This window comes from Streptomyces coerulescens (assembly GCF_042657965.1).
In the GTDB taxonomy this organism is placed as follows: Bacteria; Actinomycetota; Actinomycetes; order Streptomycetales; family Streptomycetaceae; genus Streptomyces; species Streptomyces coerulescens.
This window is the reverse complement of the sequence record NZ_JBHSKM010000012.1, coordinates 387,636-404,310: the sequence shown is the minus strand read 5'-3', so window position 1 is coordinate 404,310 and position 16,675 is coordinate 387,636. Positions and strand designations below refer to the sequence as shown.

General features: G+C 70.0%; 14 protein-coding genes. 10 read left to right on the top strand and 4 right to left on the bottom strand.

Annotation, left to right across the window (positions count from 1 at the left end; translation table 11 throughout):
* Positions 1–81: 81 nt before the first annotated feature.
* The 4 genes from ACFPQ9_RS21360 to ACFPQ9_RS21345 are packed head-to-tail and all read left to right on the top strand — an operon-like array spanning position 82 to position 3,664.
* Positions 82–1,014: an ABC transporter ATP-binding protein gene (locus ACFPQ9_RS21360; RefSeq protein ID WP_380855267.1), complete on the top strand. Its 933-nt coding sequence runs from the start codon at positions 82–84 to the stop codon at positions 1,012–1,014.
* A complete protein-coding gene (locus tag ACFPQ9_RS21355; RefSeq protein WP_380855264.1) occupies positions 1,011–1,745 on the top strand; it encodes an ABC transporter permease in 735 nt (244 codons plus the stop codon). The genes ACFPQ9_RS21360 and ACFPQ9_RS21355 overlap by 4 nt, the downstream gene beginning before the upstream one ends.
* 25 nt (positions 1,746–1,770) lie before the next feature.
* Positions 1,771–3,024, top strand: coding sequence for a sensor histidine kinase (locus ACFPQ9_RS21350; RefSeq protein ID WP_380855261.1), 1,254 nt, complete (start codon positions 1,771–1,773; stop codon positions 3,022–3,024).
* Complete coding sequence (locus ACFPQ9_RS21345; RefSeq protein ID WP_380855258.1) at positions 3,017–3,664, top strand: response regulator; 648 nt, start codon at positions 3,017–3,019, stop codon at positions 3,662–3,664. The genes ACFPQ9_RS21350 and ACFPQ9_RS21345 overlap by 8 nt, the downstream gene beginning before the upstream one ends.
* A gap of 28 nt (positions 3,665–3,692) precedes the next feature.
* Here ACFPQ9_RS21345 and ACFPQ9_RS21340 read toward each other — a convergent pair whose 3' ends face one another.
* On the bottom strand, positions 3,693–6,746 hold the full coding sequence (locus ACFPQ9_RS21340; RefSeq protein WP_380855255.1) for an NACHT domain-containing protein: 3,054 nt from the start codon (positions 6,744–6,746) through the stop codon (positions 3,693–3,695).
* Positions 6,747–6,831: 85 nt separating this feature from the next.
* Entirely contained in the window at positions 6,832–9,075 is a 2,244-nt protein-coding gene (glgX, locus tag ACFPQ9_RS21335; RefSeq protein WP_380855252.1) for a glycogen debranching protein GlgX, read from the bottom strand.
* A 165-nt stretch (positions 9,076–9,240) separates the two neighbouring features.
* On the opposite strand from glgX, the gene ACFPQ9_RS21330 reads away from it, so the two are divergent.
* The 6 genes from ACFPQ9_RS21330 to ACFPQ9_RS21305 all read left to right on the top strand — a co-directional run bounded on the left by ACFPQ9_RS21330 (position 9,241) and on the right by ACFPQ9_RS21305 (position 15,242).
* Positions 9,241–10,482 (top strand): L,D-transpeptidase, encoded by a 1,242-nt coding sequence (locus tag ACFPQ9_RS21330; RefSeq protein ID WP_380855249.1) that lies wholly within the window; start codon positions 9,241–9,243, stop codon positions 10,480–10,482.
* 180 nt (positions 10,483–10,662) lie between these two features.
* Positions 10,663–11,907, top strand: coding sequence for a L,D-transpeptidase (locus tag ACFPQ9_RS21325; RefSeq protein WP_380855329.1), 1,245 nt, complete (start codon positions 10,663–10,665; stop codon positions 11,905–11,907).
* Positions 11,908–12,001: 94 nt separating this feature from the next.
* A complete protein-coding gene (locus ACFPQ9_RS21320; RefSeq protein ID WP_380855246.1) occupies positions 12,002–12,769 on the top strand; it encodes an enoyl-CoA hydratase/isomerase family protein in 768 nt (255 codons plus the stop codon).
* 307 nt (positions 12,770–13,076) lie between these two features.
* Positions 13,077–13,580, top strand: coding sequence for an ATP-binding protein (locus tag ACFPQ9_RS21315; protein ID WP_380855243.1), 504 nt, complete (start codon positions 13,077–13,079; stop codon positions 13,578–13,580).
* A gap of 142 nt (positions 13,581–13,722) precedes the next feature.
* On the top strand, positions 13,723–14,904 hold the full coding sequence (locus ACFPQ9_RS21310; protein WP_380855240.1) for a YncE family protein: 1,182 nt from the start codon (positions 13,723–13,725) through the stop codon (positions 14,902–14,904).
* Positions 14,905–15,023: 119 nt separating this feature from the next.
* Positions 15,024–15,242, top strand: coding sequence for an EF-hand domain-containing protein (locus ACFPQ9_RS21305; protein ID WP_030967105.1), 219 nt, complete (start codon positions 15,024–15,026; stop codon positions 15,240–15,242).
* 57 nt (positions 15,243–15,299) lie between these two features.
* On the opposite strand, the gene ACFPQ9_RS21300 is transcribed toward ACFPQ9_RS21305, so the two are convergent.
* A complete protein-coding gene (locus tag ACFPQ9_RS21300) occupies positions 15,300–15,857 on the bottom strand; it encodes a glycoside hydrolase family 25 protein (RefSeq protein WP_380855237.1) in 558 nt (185 codons plus the stop codon).
* A gap of 132 nt (positions 15,858–15,989) precedes the next feature.
* The gene (locus ACFPQ9_RS21295; RefSeq protein WP_380855234.1) at positions 15,990–16,667 is read right to left on the bottom strand and encodes a 2-hydroxychromene-2-carboxylate isomerase; all 678 of its coding nucleotides are present in this window, start codon (positions 16,665–16,667) and stop codon (positions 15,990–15,992) included.
* Positions 16,668–16,675 lie beyond the last annotated feature (8 nt).

Below are 16,675 nucleotides of genomic sequence, written 5' to 3'. Positions count from 1 at the left end.
ACTGCCATCAACCGATCGGGGGATGTGCGTCGAGCGCGACGGCGGATGTGGCGGCGCCGGCCGGGCCGCGACCCTGATGCCATGTCCGTCATCGAAGTCACCGACCTGCGCAAGTCCTACGGCGGCCGCACCGTCGTCGACGGCGTCTCCTTCACCGTCGAGGAGGGCGAGATCTTCGGCGTCCTCGGCCCCAACGGCGCCGGCAAGACCACCACCGTCGAGTGCGTCGAGGGCCTGCGCGTCCCCGACGCGGGCCGGGTGCGGGTCACCGGCCTCGATCCCGTCGCCGACCACGACCGCGTCTCCCATGTTCTCGGCGCCCAGCTCCAGGAGGGCCGGCTCCAGGAGAAGCTGACCGTGCGCGAGGCGCTCCAGCTGTACGCCTCCTTCTACCCCGCCCCCGCCGACTGGCGCCCGCTCGCCGAGCGCCTTGGCCTGGCCGACCGGCTCGGCACCCGGTTCGGCAAGCTCTCCGGCGGCCAGAAGCAGCGCCTGTTCATCGCCCTCGCCCTCGTCGGCAACCCCCGGATCGTCGTCCTGGACGAGCTGACGACCGGCCTCGACCCACGGGCCCGCCGCGACACCTGGCAGCTCATCGAGGACGTCCGCGCGAGCGGTGTGACCGTCCTGCTCGTCACCCACTTCATGGAGGAGGCGCAGCGGCTCTGCGACCGGATCGCCGTGATCGACAAGGGCCGGGTGGCCGCGCTGGACACCCCGGCCGGACTGATCCGCCGCTCCGCCCGCGCCACGGTCATCACCTTCACGCCGTCCGAGCCGCTGGACGAGGGCGAGCTCAGCGCGCTGCCCGCGCTCGCCTCCGTCGAACACAGGGACGGCCGGATCACCCTGGCCGGCAGCGACGAGACGGTCAACGCCGTGATCACACTGCTGGCCCGGCACCGCATCACCGCCCACCAACTGCGCGTCAGCGACGCCACGCTGGACGACGCCTTCCTGGATCTGACGGACACGACCGTGACGGACCCGAGCATGACGGAGAGCACGCCATGAACACCGCCGTACTGCGCACCGAGGCCCGGCTGCTCGCGCGCGAACCGGGCAGCCTCTTCTGGATCCTGGCCTTCCCGCCGCTGCTCCTGGCGATCCTGGGCGCCGTCCCCGCGTTCCGCGAGCACCAGGACGGCCTCGGCGGGCTGCGCATCGTCGACACCTACGTGCCCGTGACCGTCCTGGTCGGCATGATCGTCGCCGGGGTGCAGTCGATGCCGGTGGGTCTGACCGGCTACCGCGAACAGGGCATCCTGCGGCGGATGTCCACCACTCCGGTCCGGCCGTCGGCGCTGCTGTCTGCGCAGATGCTGGTGCACGCCCTGGCCGCGCTGCTCTCCGCGCTGCTCGCCCTCGCGGTCGGCCGGCTCGTCTACGACGTACGACTGCCCGGACAGCCGTACGGCTATCTGCTCGCGCTGGTCCTCGCGGTCCTCGTCGCGCTCGCGCTGGGCTCGGTGATCTCGGCGGTGTCCGGCACGGTGAAGATCGCCGGTGCGGTCGGGACGGCGGTGTTCTTCCCGATGCTGTTCTGCGCGGGGGTGTGGCTGCCGGTGCAGGCCATGCCCGGTCTGATGGCCGACATCGTCGGGTTCACCCCGTTCGGCGCCGCCGCGCAGGCCCTGAACGCGGCCATGGCGGGCGACTGGCCGGGCTGGTCCCACCTCGGCGTGATGGCGGTGTGGACGGTGGCGCTGTCCGCGGCGGCCGCGCGCTGGTTCCGCTGGGAGTAGGCGGCGGGCCGTGCAGACTGGGGGCATGACCGCGGCGGACACCGACATCGAGCGGCGCTGGGAACTCATCCGCAGCAAGGGGCCCTACGCGCTGCTCGGGGTCGGCACCCTGCTGTCGGTCGCCACCGCCGAACTGATGCCCGGCACGGGGGAGCGGATCGCGGTGGCGGTGCTGGTCGCCGCCGGGTTCGTACTCCAGCTGTGCTGGGGCCGGGCGAGCCGCACCCGCCCGGGCCCCTCCACCGCCGGCACGGTCTACTACGGGCTGCGCTGGGCGCTCGGCTTCGTGCTGACCTGGCTGAACCCGTTCTTCGCGTTCTACGCCGTCACCGGCTACTTCGACTCCGACGAGCTCATCCCGCACCGGCGGCTGCGGCTGCTCGGCCCGTTCGCCTGCTCCATCGCCGTCTCCGGCTCGCAGGCCGGCGGGATGCCGTTCCACGAGCCGGTGCAGTGGGCGGTGTTCGCCGGGCTGCTGGTCGTCAACAACGTCATCCTGTCGGTGGTCGGCCACCTCACCACCCAGCAGGAGGAACGCTCCCGCGCCCGCGCCGAGACCATCGCCGAACTCGAACGGACCAACACGGCCCTGCACCAGGCGCTGGAGGAGAACGCCGCCCTCCACGCCCAGCTCCTCGTCCAGGCCCGTGAGGCCGGGGTCGCCGACGAGCGCCGACGGCTGGCCGCCGAGATCCACGACACCATCGCCCAGGGCCTGACCGGCATCATCGCCCAGCTCCAGGTCGTCGCGAACGCCCCGGACCTGCCCACCGCCCGCTCCCACCTCGACCGCGCTGCCGACCTCGCCCGGCACAGCCTCGGCGAGGCCCGCCGCTCGGTGCACAACCTCGCCCCAGTGGCCCTGGAGCACGACGGGCTGCCGCAGGCCCTGAAGGGCACCGTCGCCGAGTGGTCCGAACGGACCGGTGTACGCGCCGACTTCACCCTCACCGGCACCGCGGAACAGCTCCACGACGAGGTCTCCGCGACCCTGCTGAGGATCGCCCAGGAGGCCCTGTCCAACGCCGCCCGGCATGCCCGCGCCACTCGCGTCGGCGTCACCCTGTCCTTCCTCGGCGACGAGGTCATCCTCGACATCCGCGACGACGGCGCCGGCTTCGACCCGCTCGCCCTGCGCGAGCGCAGCCGCACCGGCGGCTTCGGCCTGCCCGGCATGCGCGCCCGCGCCGAGCGCATGGCCGGCTGCCTCACCGTCGAGTCCGAACCGGGGCGCGGCACGGCCCTGTCGGCTCGCGTACCGTTGGTGCGCCATGAGTAGCGACGAGTCGTCCATCTCCCTGTTGATCGTCGACGACCATCCCGTCGTACGGGACGGTCTGCGCGGCATGTTCGAGTCCGCGCCCGGCTTCGTCGTGCTCGGCGAGGCGGCGAGCGGCGAGGAGGCCCTGGAGCGGGCCGCCGCACTCGACCCCGATGTGATCCTGATGGACCTGCGCATGCCGGGCGGTGGCGGGGTCGCGGCCATCGCCCACCTCACCCGTACCGGCGCCCGCGCCAAGGTCCTCGTGCTGACCACGTACGACACCGACTCCGACACGCTGCCCGCCATCGAGGCGGGCGCGACCGGCTACCTCCTGAAGGACGCCCCGCGCGACGAACTCTTCACCGCGGTCCGGGCCGCCGCCGAGGGCCGCACGGTCCTCTCCCCGGCGGTCGCCTCCCGCCTCGTCTCCGCCGTGCGCACCCCGAGGACCCCCGGCAGCGAGCCCCTCTCCGCCCGCGAGCGCGAGGTCCTCGCCCTGGTCGCCAAGGGCACCGCGAACCGCGAGATCGCCCGCGAGCTCTTCATCAGCGAGGCGACCGTGAAGACCCACCTCACCCACCTGTACGCCAAGCTCGGCGTCAACGACCGCGCGGCGGCGGTCGCGACGGCGTACGAGCGGGGGATCCTCGGGTGACGAGGTAGGGGGAGCAGGGCCGTGCCGCTCACGCCGGCGCGGCCGCCGAGAGGGCGGCGTGCAGCGGGTTGTTGCGTTTGTCGTTGATGCGCGCGGTGAGGATCCCGGCGCTGACGCAGGCACCGGCGAGGACGGCTGCGAGCCCCAGAGGCACCGACCAGCCGATCAAGTCCCGTCCGGTGACCAGGGCGAGCCAGAACAGGTAGCACATGCAGAGCACTTCGACGAGAGCGGCCACGACTCCCGCCTCCAGCGCCCAGTCCTGTTCATCGAACAGGTTGATTCCGACGAACGCCACCACTCCCGCACCCACGATGACGGCGGTCATCGTGATGGCCAGCCACTGGGGTCCATAGGGCCCCAGCTCCCAGGGCCGCCATCCGAACGCGCCCGACACCAGACGGGTGCCGCCGACCCCGACGGCGAGGATGGCGAGCAGCCAGCCCATGATCCAGGCGACGGCATTGGGGATCCGGGGCGGGTCGGGCTGTTCGTGCACATGCCGCCACTTCTCCCTCAGGGCCTTTCCCTGAGAGAAGGCGCCGAACCGAAGCCGCATGAGCTCCGCCTGAACGACCCAGGGCAGAGCACGCAACACTGCCTGGTGGCCCGCTGTGACCCCCCGCTGGGCCAGTAGTTCGTCACGAAGCGGTTCGAGGGCTCGTTGCGCCTCGATCGTGGGCACCTGCTGAGTGCCGAAGAGCCAGTAGATGGTTCCGGTCCTACGATTCGAAATCACAGTCCGGGCTATGTGGGAGGGCGGAGAGCCGAGTACCGCCTGAGCCTCGGCGATCCGGCTGTCGATCCCGGTCCAGGCCGGCCTGTCTCCGTCCGGGGGCGCCTCCGTGCGGAATTCGGCGCACGCGAACAGAGGGATGCCGATGAGTGGGTGAATCGCATGGACCCCCTGGAAGTGCTCTTCCTCGTCCATCAGCCCGGAGACGGAGCCAGATTCCCAGCCTGCGCCGTCGATCAGCCAGGCCACACGGGCCGCGATCGTGGTCAACCCCTTCAGCTGGTGAAGTCCGTCCCATATCCCGGTGTAAGCCCCTTCGAGGGGCGTGTGGGCGGGTGCCCACTCGTTCAGTGCGTCGCACACCTCCGGATTGCGCATGAGCGACGCCAGGTTCCACGCCGCCGTGCGGGAGACAGGGCCCAGCCCATCCGTCCAGAGCATCCCGGCCAACTGCACCGCGGCAGCCGGCGTACCCACGACACCCAGCGACCGCACCGCCCAGATCTCCCCCCGCTCCTCGGCCGCCCGCGCCAAGGACAGCACCGCGACGTCACCCATCGCCTGAAGGGCCACCCGCGCCTCATCGTCCCGCAGCTCCGCCAGGGCTTGTGCCGCCTCCTGGCGCCCGGACACCGTGAGCGCCTGCAGAGCCGCCGACCGCCGGTCCGACGCCGGGCCCCGAGCTGCCGCGATCAGCGCTTCACGCACCCGTCGTCCCCGGGGGCTGCTGCTGGCCGCCAGTGTGCCGAGGCCCTTCGCGATGTCGCCCCGCGTGTCGCCGGGCGCCCCCAGCCGGTCCAGGAAGAACGCCAGAATCTCCTCCGCCAGAGCCTCCTCGATGTGAACCGCGTCGGCCAGGCACTGCAGCGCGAGCACCTTCCTCCACATGTCGCTGTCCTCGAAGATCTCCCGCACCACGCGCGTGCAGTCGCCGCGGGTGACCGCACACCACATGCGGACGGTCTCCCGCCAGGGCTGTGGTGCGCGGCGGTAGTGGTCCATCAGCCGCTGCTCATCGGTGCGCAGTTCGCACGCCGCGAGATATTCCAGCAGGGTGAGGTGGGTGAACTGGTAGTGCCTGCCCCGGTCTATGTCCTTGATCAGTTCGCTGCGGCTGACGATCTCGATCAGCATGCGCTGCAGGTGTGGATCCCGTTCCAGGTCGAAGCCGGGCAGCAACTCGTCGATGACCGACTCGAACCGTTGCCGTGTGACCTCCTGCCGGTCGCCGCGTGCCGACGACTCGCCCAGCTGCGTCAGCGCGAGGCGCTGCAGGACCAGGGTCTTGCGGCCGGCGTGGTATGCGCCGATCGCCTCGCTGCGGTTCAACAGCCGGTCGCGGTCGAGGAGATGGGCCACCGCCATGTCGTAGAACCTCGCCCGGGAGTTGGGCAGCGGGCCCACGCTCTCGGGCCGGTCTCCGGACTGCAGATAGGCGATCATGGTGAGCATCAGCGGACTGCGTGCGAGGACCTTGAGCTCGGGGTCCTCCTGCAGCGCCTGAAAGAGCCGCGCCGCAGTCACCGAGTCCGCGAAGTCCGGCCACTTGGACAGGAACCGCAGGATGGAGGCGTCGTCGAATTCGGCGACGCGGACCTCTTGGTCGAACAGGTCCTGCAACTGCCCGTCATAGGCGGCGGTCCGGCAGGAGACGACCATGTCGCAGCTGTCGTACTGGACCGCGAACTCCCTGAGCCGCTGGATCACCCGCTCGAAGTGATCGGTGCCCACCTCGTCCAAGCCGTCGAAGAACACGCGCAGCCCGCCCGAGGCCAGACGTGTCTGCACCATGTCCAGTGCCGTGGCCGCGTTGATGCCGGAGTTCTCGAACTTCTTCGTGATGAGCGTTTCGAACGGGTCCGGTGAGGTGTTGCACGCGTGCAGGCTGACGATCACGGGGAGCCTGCTGTCGTCCCCGCCGTCGACCCACTCCAGCATCTCGTGCTTGAGAAGCAGGGACTTCCCCGCGCCCGGTGCGCCGAGAAGCATCGCTCGATGGCCGCGCAACTGGGTCGCGGCGTCACCGCGGCCACCGTCCGTCTCGCAGTGCAGCGGTACGTAGACGTCGCGCAGCCCCGGCGCCCCTTGGCTGCCGCTGCCCGACGCCTGGGAAAGCCCCAGTCGCACTCGGGAGTTCTCGACGCGCACCTGGTCCCGGTACCGCTTCAGTTTCCGTCCGCCCACGGGGCGCAGCCGTCGATAGAGCTTTCTGGCGGCCCCCGGGGCCGCCTTCGCCGCGTCGCCGGCCAGTGTCGTGAAGAACGGGCGTGCCACGAAGAACAGGAAGGCCAGGAAGGCGACGCCACCGATTCCGTAGGGCAGAAGCTTGTCGATCTGTCCGCTCACGCAGGGAGGGTACCGACGAGATGGCTGTTATGAACTCCTCTTTTCAGAAAGGGAGTTGATATCAGCGAGCCGCGCGCAACTCCCGTCACTCCACTCGCATCAGCAGCACCGCCCGCCCCGGCACCGTGATCACCGCCCCCGCCCGGTGCTCCGCCCCCGGCGCCTCCCCCTGTTCCTCCTGGGAGGTGTCCACGACGACCTCGTACCGCTCCGCCCACGGCGGTCCCGGCAGCACGAAGCTCGCCGGGCGGTCCCCGGCGTGCAGGACGGCCAGGAAGCTGTCGTCGACGATCGGCGCCCCGCGCTCGTCCCGGCCCGGGATGTCCCGTCCGGACAGATACATGCCAAGCGTGGCGGCGGGCGCGTACCAGTCCCGTTCCGTCATCTCCGTGCCCCGAGCGGTGAACCAGGCCAGGTCCCGCAGCCCGTCCGCCGAGTGCGCCCGCCCGGAGAAGAACGCCCGGCGGCGCAGCACCGGGTGCCGGTGCCGCAGTTCGATCAGCCGGGCCGTCAGCTCGAACAGGGCCTTCCAGCCGGGGTCCTGGAGCAGACTCCAGTCCAGCCAGCTGATCTCGTTGTCCTGGCAGTAGGCGTTGTTGTTGCCGCGCTGGGTGCGCCCCAGCTCGTCGCCCGCGACCAGCATCGGCACGCCCGTCGACAGCAGCAGCGTCGTCAGTAGGTTCCGCAGCTGCCGGCGCCGCAGCGCCCGTATGGACTCGTCGTCCGTCTCCCCCTCGACGCCGCCGTTCCAGGACCGGTTGTCGTCCGACCCGTCCCGGTTGCCCTCGCCGTTCGCCTCGTTGTGCTTGCGCTCGTAGGACACCAGGTCGCGCAGGGTGAAGCCGTCGTGCGCGGTCACGAAGTTCACCGACGCGTACGGCCGGCGGCCGCCCCAGGCGTACAGATCGCTGGACCCCGACAGGCGGTACCCCAGATCCCGTACGTCCGGCAGCGCGCCCCGCCAGAAGTCCCGTACGGCATTGCGGTAGCGGTCGTTCCACTCCGTCCACAGCGAAGGGAAGGCCCCCACCTGATAGCCGCCCGAGCCGACGTCCCACGGCTCGGCGATCAGCTTCACCCGCCGCAGCACCGGATCCTGCGCGATGACGGCGAGGAACGGCGACAGCATGTCGACGTCGTGCATGGAGCGGGCCAGCGCGGCGGCCAGGTCGAAGCGGAAGCCGTCCACGCCCATCTCGGTCACCCAGTAGCGCAGCGAGTCGGTGATCAGCCGCAGCACCTGCGGCTGGACCACATGCAGGGTGTTCCCGCAGCCCGTGTAGTCGGCGTACCGGCGCGCGTCCGGCTGCAACCGGTAGTACCCGCGGTTGTCGATGCCCTTCAGCGACAGCGTCGGCCCCAGCTCGCCCGCCTCCGCCGTGTGGTTGTAGACCACGTCGAGGATGACCTCGATCCCGGCGGCGTGCAGGGCCCGGACCATCCGCTTGAACTCGCCGACCTGCTCACCGGTCGTGCCCGAGGCGGCGTACGCGGCGTGCGGGGCGAAGTAGCCGATGGAGTTGTAGCCCCAGTAGTTGCGCAGGCCCTTGCGCAGCAGATGGTCCTCGTGCGCGAACTGGTGCACCGGCAGCAGCTCCACCGCCGTCACGCCCAGCTTCACCAGGTGCTCTATCGCCGCCGGATGCGCGAGACCGGCGTACGTCCCCCGCAGCTCCTCCGGGATGTCGGGGTGCAGCTTCGTGAACCCCCGCACATGCACCTCGTAGATCACCGAGTCGGCCCACGGCGTCTTCGGCCGGCGGTCGTCCGCCCAGTCGTCGTCATCGTGGACGACGACCCCCTTGGGGACGTACGGCGCCGAGTCCCGCTCGTCGCGCACGGTGTCCGCGACATGCTGCTGCGGCCAGTCCCGGACGTGCCCGTAGACCTCCGGCGGCAGACTGAAGTCGCCGTCCACCGCGCGGGCGTACGGGTCCAGGAGCAGCTTCGCCGGGTTCCAGCGGCCGCCGGTCCACGGGTCCCAGCGGCCGTGCACCCGGTAGCCGTAGCGCTGACCGGGCATCACACCGGGCACGAAGCCGTGCCAGATCTCGTGCGTCAGTTCGGACAGCCGGGCCCGCGTCTCCCTGCCCTGCGCGTCGAACAGGCACAGCTCCACCGCCTCCGCCCCGCCCGCCCACAACGCGAAGTTGGTGCCCGCCACCCCGTCCGGGCCGACCCGGAAGCGGGCGCCGAGCGGCACGGGCGTGCCCGGCCACACGGGCACACCGGGGGCCTTGTGCCGCGCGCCGTTCACGACGGCGGCCGGGCGCCCCTCCTCAGCGGCGACCACCCCGGCCACCGCCTCCTGCTCGGCTGCGCTCGACACCTGTGGCCTCCCACGGCTCACGGACCACACGACGTGGAGGAAGGAAGGAGAGCACGCGGTCGTCCCTGGCCGCGGCTCCCCGTCGCGTCGTCCTCCCACATGTTCTGCCCACCCGCTGGGTCGCACTCACGTTTCCCCAGGGCCGCCCCGGTCGTTGGGGTCTTCGTGAGGCATGGACAAGGGCGCGCGCGGCGCGCGGGGGCCGCATTGGCCGCCGTACTGACATGGGCAGGGCTGCTGGCCGGGGCCGCCGGATGCACCACGGACGGCGGTGGACTCGACGGGATGCTGGGCAAAGGGCCGGCGGCCGAGGACGTCATCAAGGTCACCCCCGACGACGGCTCCAAGGGCGCGCGCCCGGACGAGAAACTCCTCGTCCGGGTGCCCGGCGGACGCCTGGAGTCGGTGCGGGTCGTCAAGTCCCAGGACGCCCAGGAGACACCGGTGCCCGGGCGCATCTCCAAGGACGGCCTGCGCTGGGAGCCCGAGGAACCGAGGCTCGCGCTCGCCGCCAAGTACACGGTCGACGCGGTGGCCCTCGACGCCCACGGCCGCCGCAGCGCACGGCACACGACCTTCACCACATACGTACCCGACGAGCGGTTCGTCGGGTACGTCGCCCCGGAGAACCGCTCCACCGTCGGCACCGGAATGATCGTCTCCCTGGAGTTCAACCGGGAGATCGAGAACCGGGCCGCGGTGGAACGCGCCGTCGAGGTCACCGCCGAGCCGGCCGTGGACATCCGCCCGCACTGGTTCGGCAAGTCCCGCCTCGACTTCCGCCCCCGCACCTACTGGCGGCCCGGCACCCGCGTCACCGTCGCGCTGCGACTGCGGGACGTCGAGGGGGCACGCGGGGTGTACGGGCTGCAGCACAAGACCTTCTCCTTCACCGTCGGCCGCGACCAGGTCTCCGTCGTCGACGCCACCGAACACACCATGGAGGTCCGTCGCGACGGCGCACTGCTCGCCACCGTGCCCGTCACTGCCGGCGCTCCGAAGATGACCACCTACAACGGCAAGATGGTGGTCACCGAGATGTTCGAACTCACCCGGATGAACGGCGCCACGGTCGGCTTCAAGAAGAAGGACGGCAAGGGCGAGTACGACATCCCCGACGTCCCGCACGCGATGCGCCTGACCGACTCCGGCACCTTCCTGCACGGCAACTACTGGGCGGACGAAGCCATCTTCGGACACAGCAACGTCAGCCACGGATGCGTGGGCCTCAGGGATGTCAAGGGCGGCGGATCCGAGACGCCCGCGGGCTGGTTCTTCGACCGCACTCTGGTCGGGGACGTCGTCGAGGTCGTCCGCAGCAATGACAAAAAGGTTGCTCCCGACAATGGCCTCGGAGGGTGGAATATGGGTTGGAAGGAGTGGAAGGCGGGGAGTGCGGTGAAGTAACCGGACAGGGGGGTGAGTTGCGGCGGACCGCTCGACCGGCCGGCCGCCCGGCGATGTTGGAACGGAACAGTGACAAACGCGCGGCGCAAACGCGCCTGGCCTTGTGGTTAATATGCGCCGATGCGCGCGGCTGACGCGCGGGGGTGCGGGCCGGACCAGGCCCGGGGAGGGGAGAACGACTTGAACGTGCGGCCGATATCGGGGGCGTCGGTTGACGGACGCGGGGGGCGGCGCGGACGCACCGGCCTCGCGGCACTGGCGGGCGTCCTGCTGATCACCGTCACCGCGTGCGGCGGGGGCGGCGGATCGGACTCGGGTGCCGGCGACGGCAAGGGAGGGGACTCCAGCGCGGCGGAGTCCAAGAAGTCCCGGGCGGTCGTGACCATAGCGCCGGGCGACGGCGCGAAGTCCGTCGACACCAGCGGGGCGCTGAAGGTGACCGCGGCCCAGGGCAAGCTCACGGACGTCGAGGTCAAGGACGCCAAGGGCAACGCGATAGACGGGAAGATATCCGGCGACGGCGGCACATGGACTCCGTCCACGCACCTCGCCGCCGCCACGAAGTACACGGTGCACGCGGTCGCCAAGGACGCCGACGGCCTGGAGGCCGCCAAGGAGGCCGACTTCACCACCCTGACCCCGAAGAACACCTTCATCGGCCGGTTCACTCCGGAGGACGGTTCGAAGGTCGGCGTCGGAATGCCGTTCTCCCTGCGCTTCGACCGGGGCATCACCCACCCCGAGGACGTCGAGAAGGCGATCCGCATCAAGACCGAGCCGGCCGTCGAGGTCGCGGGCCACTGGTTCGGCAACGACCGCCTCGACTTCCGTCCCGAGAAATACTGGAAGACCGGCACGAAGGTCACCGTCGAGCTCAACCTCGACGGCGTCGAGGGCCGCCCCGGCGTCTACGGCGAGCAGGACAAGAAGGTCTCCTTCACCATCGGCCGCAACCAGGTCTCGGTCGTCGACGTGAAGACCAAGAAGATGAAGGTCACTCAGGACGGCAAGGTCGTCAAGACCATCCCCGTCACCACCGGCAAGCCCGGGTACGACACCTGGAACGGCCAGATGGTGATGACCGAGAAGTTCGTGCAGACCCGGATGAACGGCGACACCGTCGGCTACGACGGCGAGTACGACATCGAGGACGTCCCGCACGCCACCCGCCTGACCGACTCGGGCACCTTCATCCACGGCAACTACTGGGGCGGCGGCGCCTTCGGCAACTACAACGCCAGCCACGGCTGCATCGGCCTGCGCGACGTCAAGGGCGCGTGGGACAAGAGCACGCCGGCCGCGTGGTTCTTCAACCACTCGATGATCGGCGACGTGGTGGTCGTGAAGAACTCCGCCGACGCGACGGTCGCGCCGGAGAACGGCCTCAACGGCTGGAACATGTCCTGGGAGAAGTGGAAGGCGTAGCTCTCCCCTTGACGGGCTCACGGCCCCGGTGCACGACCTCGATGTGAGGTACGGCACCGGGGCCGCTCCCGTTAAGCACCGTTAACCTGCTCGCATGACCGTGAATCTCGAAGTCGCCGAAGGTGTCGGTACCCTCCGTCTCGACCGCCCGCCCATGAACGCGCTGGACGTCGCCACCCAGGACCGGCTCAAGGAGCTCGCCGAGGAGGCGACCCGCCGTGACGACGTGCGGGCCGTGGTGATCTACGGCGGGGAGAAGGTGTTCGCCGCGGGCGCGGACATCAAGGAGATGCAGGCCATGGACCACACGGCGATGGTCCTGCGCGCCCGCGGCCTCCAGGAGTCGTTCACCGCGGTGGCCCGTATCCCCAAGCCGGTCGTGGCGGCCGTGACCGGCTATGCGCTCGGCGGCGGCTGCGAGCTGGCGCTGTGCGCGGACTTCCGTATCGCCGCGGACAACGCCAAGCTGGGCCAGCCGGAGATCCTGCTCGGCCTGATCCCGGGCGCCGGTGGCACCCAGCGGCTGGCCCGGCTGATCGGCCCGTCCAAGGCGAAGGACCTGATCTTCACGGGCCGTATGGTGAAGGCCGACGAGGCGCGGGAGTTGGGCCTCGTGGACCGTGTGGTCGCGCCGGAGGAGGTCTACGCCGAGGCGCACGCCTGGGCCGCGAAGTTGGCGCAGGGTCCGGCGATCGCGCTGCGTGCGGCGAAGGAGTCGATCGACACGGGTCTGGAGACGGACATCGAGACGGGCCTCGCGGTGGAGCGCGGCTGGTTCGCCGGGCTGTTCGCGACGGAGGACCGGGAGCGGGGCATGCGGAGCTTCGTGGAGGAGGGGCCGGGCAAGGCCAAGTTCCTCTGACGGCCGGTCGTCCGGCGAGCAAGGTCACCCCTGAAACGCGCCCGAACCACTTGCAATTGACGGGGTGTCTGATCCGGGTCCCTCGATGGGGCGGTTTATGGCAGCCTTAAGGCAACCTTAAGCCTGTCTTGTCGAGGGAGTCTGTCGATTGCCCCCGGCGGACCCTTCGTCGCAGGTCGGGCGGGCCCCTGAAGGCTCCGAACTGCCACCGTCATATGCCGTTCGACTCGTGCGGAATGAGGGCTTCCGGGGGGTGTATTCCTCCGGAACGGCCCCGGAGGGTCCCACGGGCCGCCATGATGGGGGCATGGCGGGGCTGGAGGGTGTGGAACACCCGCGGGGAAACGGCCGTGTGACTGCGGCGCGCTGGTCGCCGGCGGTCGAGGACGAAGCTGCCTCAAAGGCGCTGGAGCTGTTCGGTAATCCTACGGAGGCGGAGGTTCCGCTCCCGTCCCGGCCGGAGTCCGCCGCCACCGCGCGCCGGCTCGCGCAAGTGGTGGTTCTGCGCCAGTGGGGCCTGACTCCCAAGATGACCGAGGACGCGGTCCTGCTCGTCTCGGAACTGGTCGGCAACGCCGTCCGCCACACCGGCGCCCGGGTCTTCGGCCTGCGGATGCGCCGCCGCCGGGGCTGGATCCGTATCGAGGTCCGCGACCCGTCCCGCGGTCTGCCCTGTCTGATGCCGGTACAGGAGATGGACATCAGCGGCCGGGGTCTGTTCCTGGTCGACAAACTCGCCGACCGCTGGGGCGTGGACCTGCTGCCGCGCGGCAAGACGACATGGTTCGAGATGAGGGTGGCGGACCGGTAGCGGTCGGCTCCGGAGCCGGATCCCTGCCGGTCGGATCGGCGACCCGCAGTTGGGCCAATCGGGTAAATAGCATGGTTTTCGGCGTAATCCTCATTAAATAGTGCTGCGTCCCCATCCCGCCGCCGCACCGGAAGAACTGCCGATGAACCACACGTACCGCACCCTTCTCGCCGGCCTGGCCCTCCTCGCGCTCGCCGCCTGCGGCACCGACTCCCCCAGGGGCGAGGACGACACCGGGACACCGCACGGCACCCAGGCCGCCGTCCCCGCCCCGGTCAAGGAGGAGACCGTCAAGGGGCTGCCCGGCATGCCGCCCGTCCTCGACCCGAAGGACGTCTACGCCGCCGACCGCCCGAACAAGCTCTCCCCGGTCGTCAAGGACTTCCCGTCCCGCGTCTACGTCCCGAACAGCGAGTCCGACACCGTCTCCGTCATCGACCCGGAGACGTACGAGATCATCGAGACCATCCCGGTCGGCCGCCAGCCCCAGCACGTCGTCCCGTCCTGGGATTTGAAGACCCTGTGGGTCAACAACAACCGCGGCCACACCCTCACCCCCATCGACCCGAAGACCGGCAAGGCGGGCGAGGAGGTGGAGGTCCATGATCCCTACAACCTCTACTTCACTCCCAACGGCAAGTACGCCGTCGTCATGGCCTCCCTCGACCGCGAACTCGTCTTCCGCGACCCCCACACCATGAAGCGGATCAAGACCGAACCGGTCACCTGCTACGGCGTCAACCACGCCGACTTCTCCCTCGACGGCCGCTACTTCATCGTCTCCTGCGAGTTCAGCGGCGAACTGCTGAAGGTCGACACCGAGAAGATGAAGGTCGTCGGGCAGCAGAAACTCCCCTTCGACGGCGCCATGCCGCAGGACGTCAAGGTCTCCCCGGACGGCAAGCGGTTCTACATCGCCGACATGATGGCCGACGGCATGTGGGTGCTGGACGGCGACACCTTCGACACCCCGACGCTGCTGCCCACCGGCAAGGGCACCCACGGCCTCTACGTCAGCCGCGACTCACGCGAGATGTACGTCTCCAACCGCGGCGAAGGCACCGTCTCCGTCTTCGACTTCACCCGGAACGAGCTCACCAAGAAGTGGCACCTCCCCGAGGGCGGCAGCCCCGACATGGGCGGCGTCTCCGCCGACGGCAAGGTGCTGTGGCTCTCCGGCCGCTACGACTCCGAGGTGTACGCCCTCGACACCCGCACCGGCGCCGAGCTCGCCCGTATCCCGGTGGGCGAGGGCCCGCACGGCCTCGCCGTGTACCCGCAGCCGGGGCGCTACTCCCTCGGCCACACCGGCATCTTCCGCTAGCCCCCGAGGCCCGGGTGGTCGCCGTACTGGAGGGACGCGGGGGCGGTTAATCTGACCTGCGGCAGCAAGCCAGCACAACAACGACTTACGCGAGTAGACGCGAGTAAAGGGGCGGACCGGTGGCGCACATCGACATCGAGGAAGCACGCAAGCAGTTCGAGCGCATCGATGCGGACGGTGACGGCACCATCACCGCCGCCGAGTTCAAGACCGCCCTGGCTCAGGGCGGCGACTGGAACGTCACCGAGGCCGTCGCCGAGGCGATCATCAAGAGCCGCGACCTCAACGGCGACAAGCTTCTGTCGTTCGACGAGTTCTGGGCCTTCCTGAGCAAGTGACACCCACGAAGGGGCGCCCTCCAACGGGAGGGCGCCCCTTCGTCATGGGAGCGGCCGTCAGGCGTTCTCGGCCCATTCGCGCAGTGCGGCCTTGCTCGAGAAGTTCGCGACGTTCTTGTCCAGCGGATCGTCCGTGTACTGGTGGAAGCGCCACTTCGCCTGGATGCGGGGCTTGCCCGCCGTCACATAGTCGGCGATCCAGAGGCCGTCGCCCGCGTAGGACGTGGTGTCGACATTGAGCCAGTAGTGCCTGTTGGCGTAGAGGACGACCGGATTGTTCGGCCGCTTCTCCTTCACCTTCCGGATGAACAGATCCTTCTCCGCGTTGCTCGCATGCGTCCCCTCGCTCGTCGTCTCCCAGTCGACGGCGAGGATGTCGCCCGCCCGCTCGGGCGCCTTGCCGACGAAGTAGTCCGCCTGGGCCGAGAGGTTGCCGGGCCACAGAAAGTGGTAGAAGCCGACGACCAGGCCGGCGTCCCGGGCCCGTTTGGTCTGGGCCGCGAGTTTGGGATTGGTGTAGGAGCGGCCCTCCGTCGCCTTGATGAAGACGAAGGAGATGCCGTCGGTGTCGTAGGACGAGGACTGGTACGCGCTTACGTCGATGCCGCGGATCATGGGGGGACTCCCTGAAGTGCTGGTGGGGGGAGAGGAGTTGGATGGGGTGTATGCCCCACCCTGGCATGGCTGACGCGTACCTGACGTGGAATTGTCAACATTCGGTGGCAGAACGCGCTTGCACGCGCGCCCTCAGCCGCACCCGCCCGCGTGCCCCTGGTCGAGCGAGGGGACCAGGGACTCGGCGGCCCCGGTCCGGCCGGACCGGACCGAGGCGGCGAAGGCCGCGAGCCGGTCCACACCCCAGAACCGCTCGAAGCCGTCGATGAAGTACGGCACCCCGAACACCCCGTCACGATGCAGCAGTTCGAGCCGGCGGATGCCCTCCGCACGCAGGGCCGGGTCGGTGTGGGCACCGGCCAGCGCACCCGGGTCGATACCGAGTTCCCGGCCGATCGCGGCCATGACCTCCGGGTCCGAGATGTCCTTGCCCTGCTCCCAGCGGGCCCGGTACGCGGCGTCGATGAACGCGCGGCCCCTGCCGAGCCCTTCGGCCACCAGGTACGCCAGGTGCGACACCTCCCAGACCGGCTCCTGATCCACCGGCCAGGCCATGGCGAGGCCACGTTCCTGCACCAGGCGACGCACGTCCTGGAGCATGTACAGGTGCTTCTCGCGGGACATCGCGACATACGGCAGTGTGATGTCCCGCCCGGCCAGCTCCTGGGTGGTGGCCGCGTCGGGCTCCCAGAACGGGAGCCAGTCGATCTCCTCCGCGACATCGGGGTAGCGGTCGAGCAGATCCCGGTACGCGAGCCAGGAGTAAGGGCTGCGGAGCGAGAAGTACCAGCGGGGCCCGCGTCGGGCCATGGGAGCCT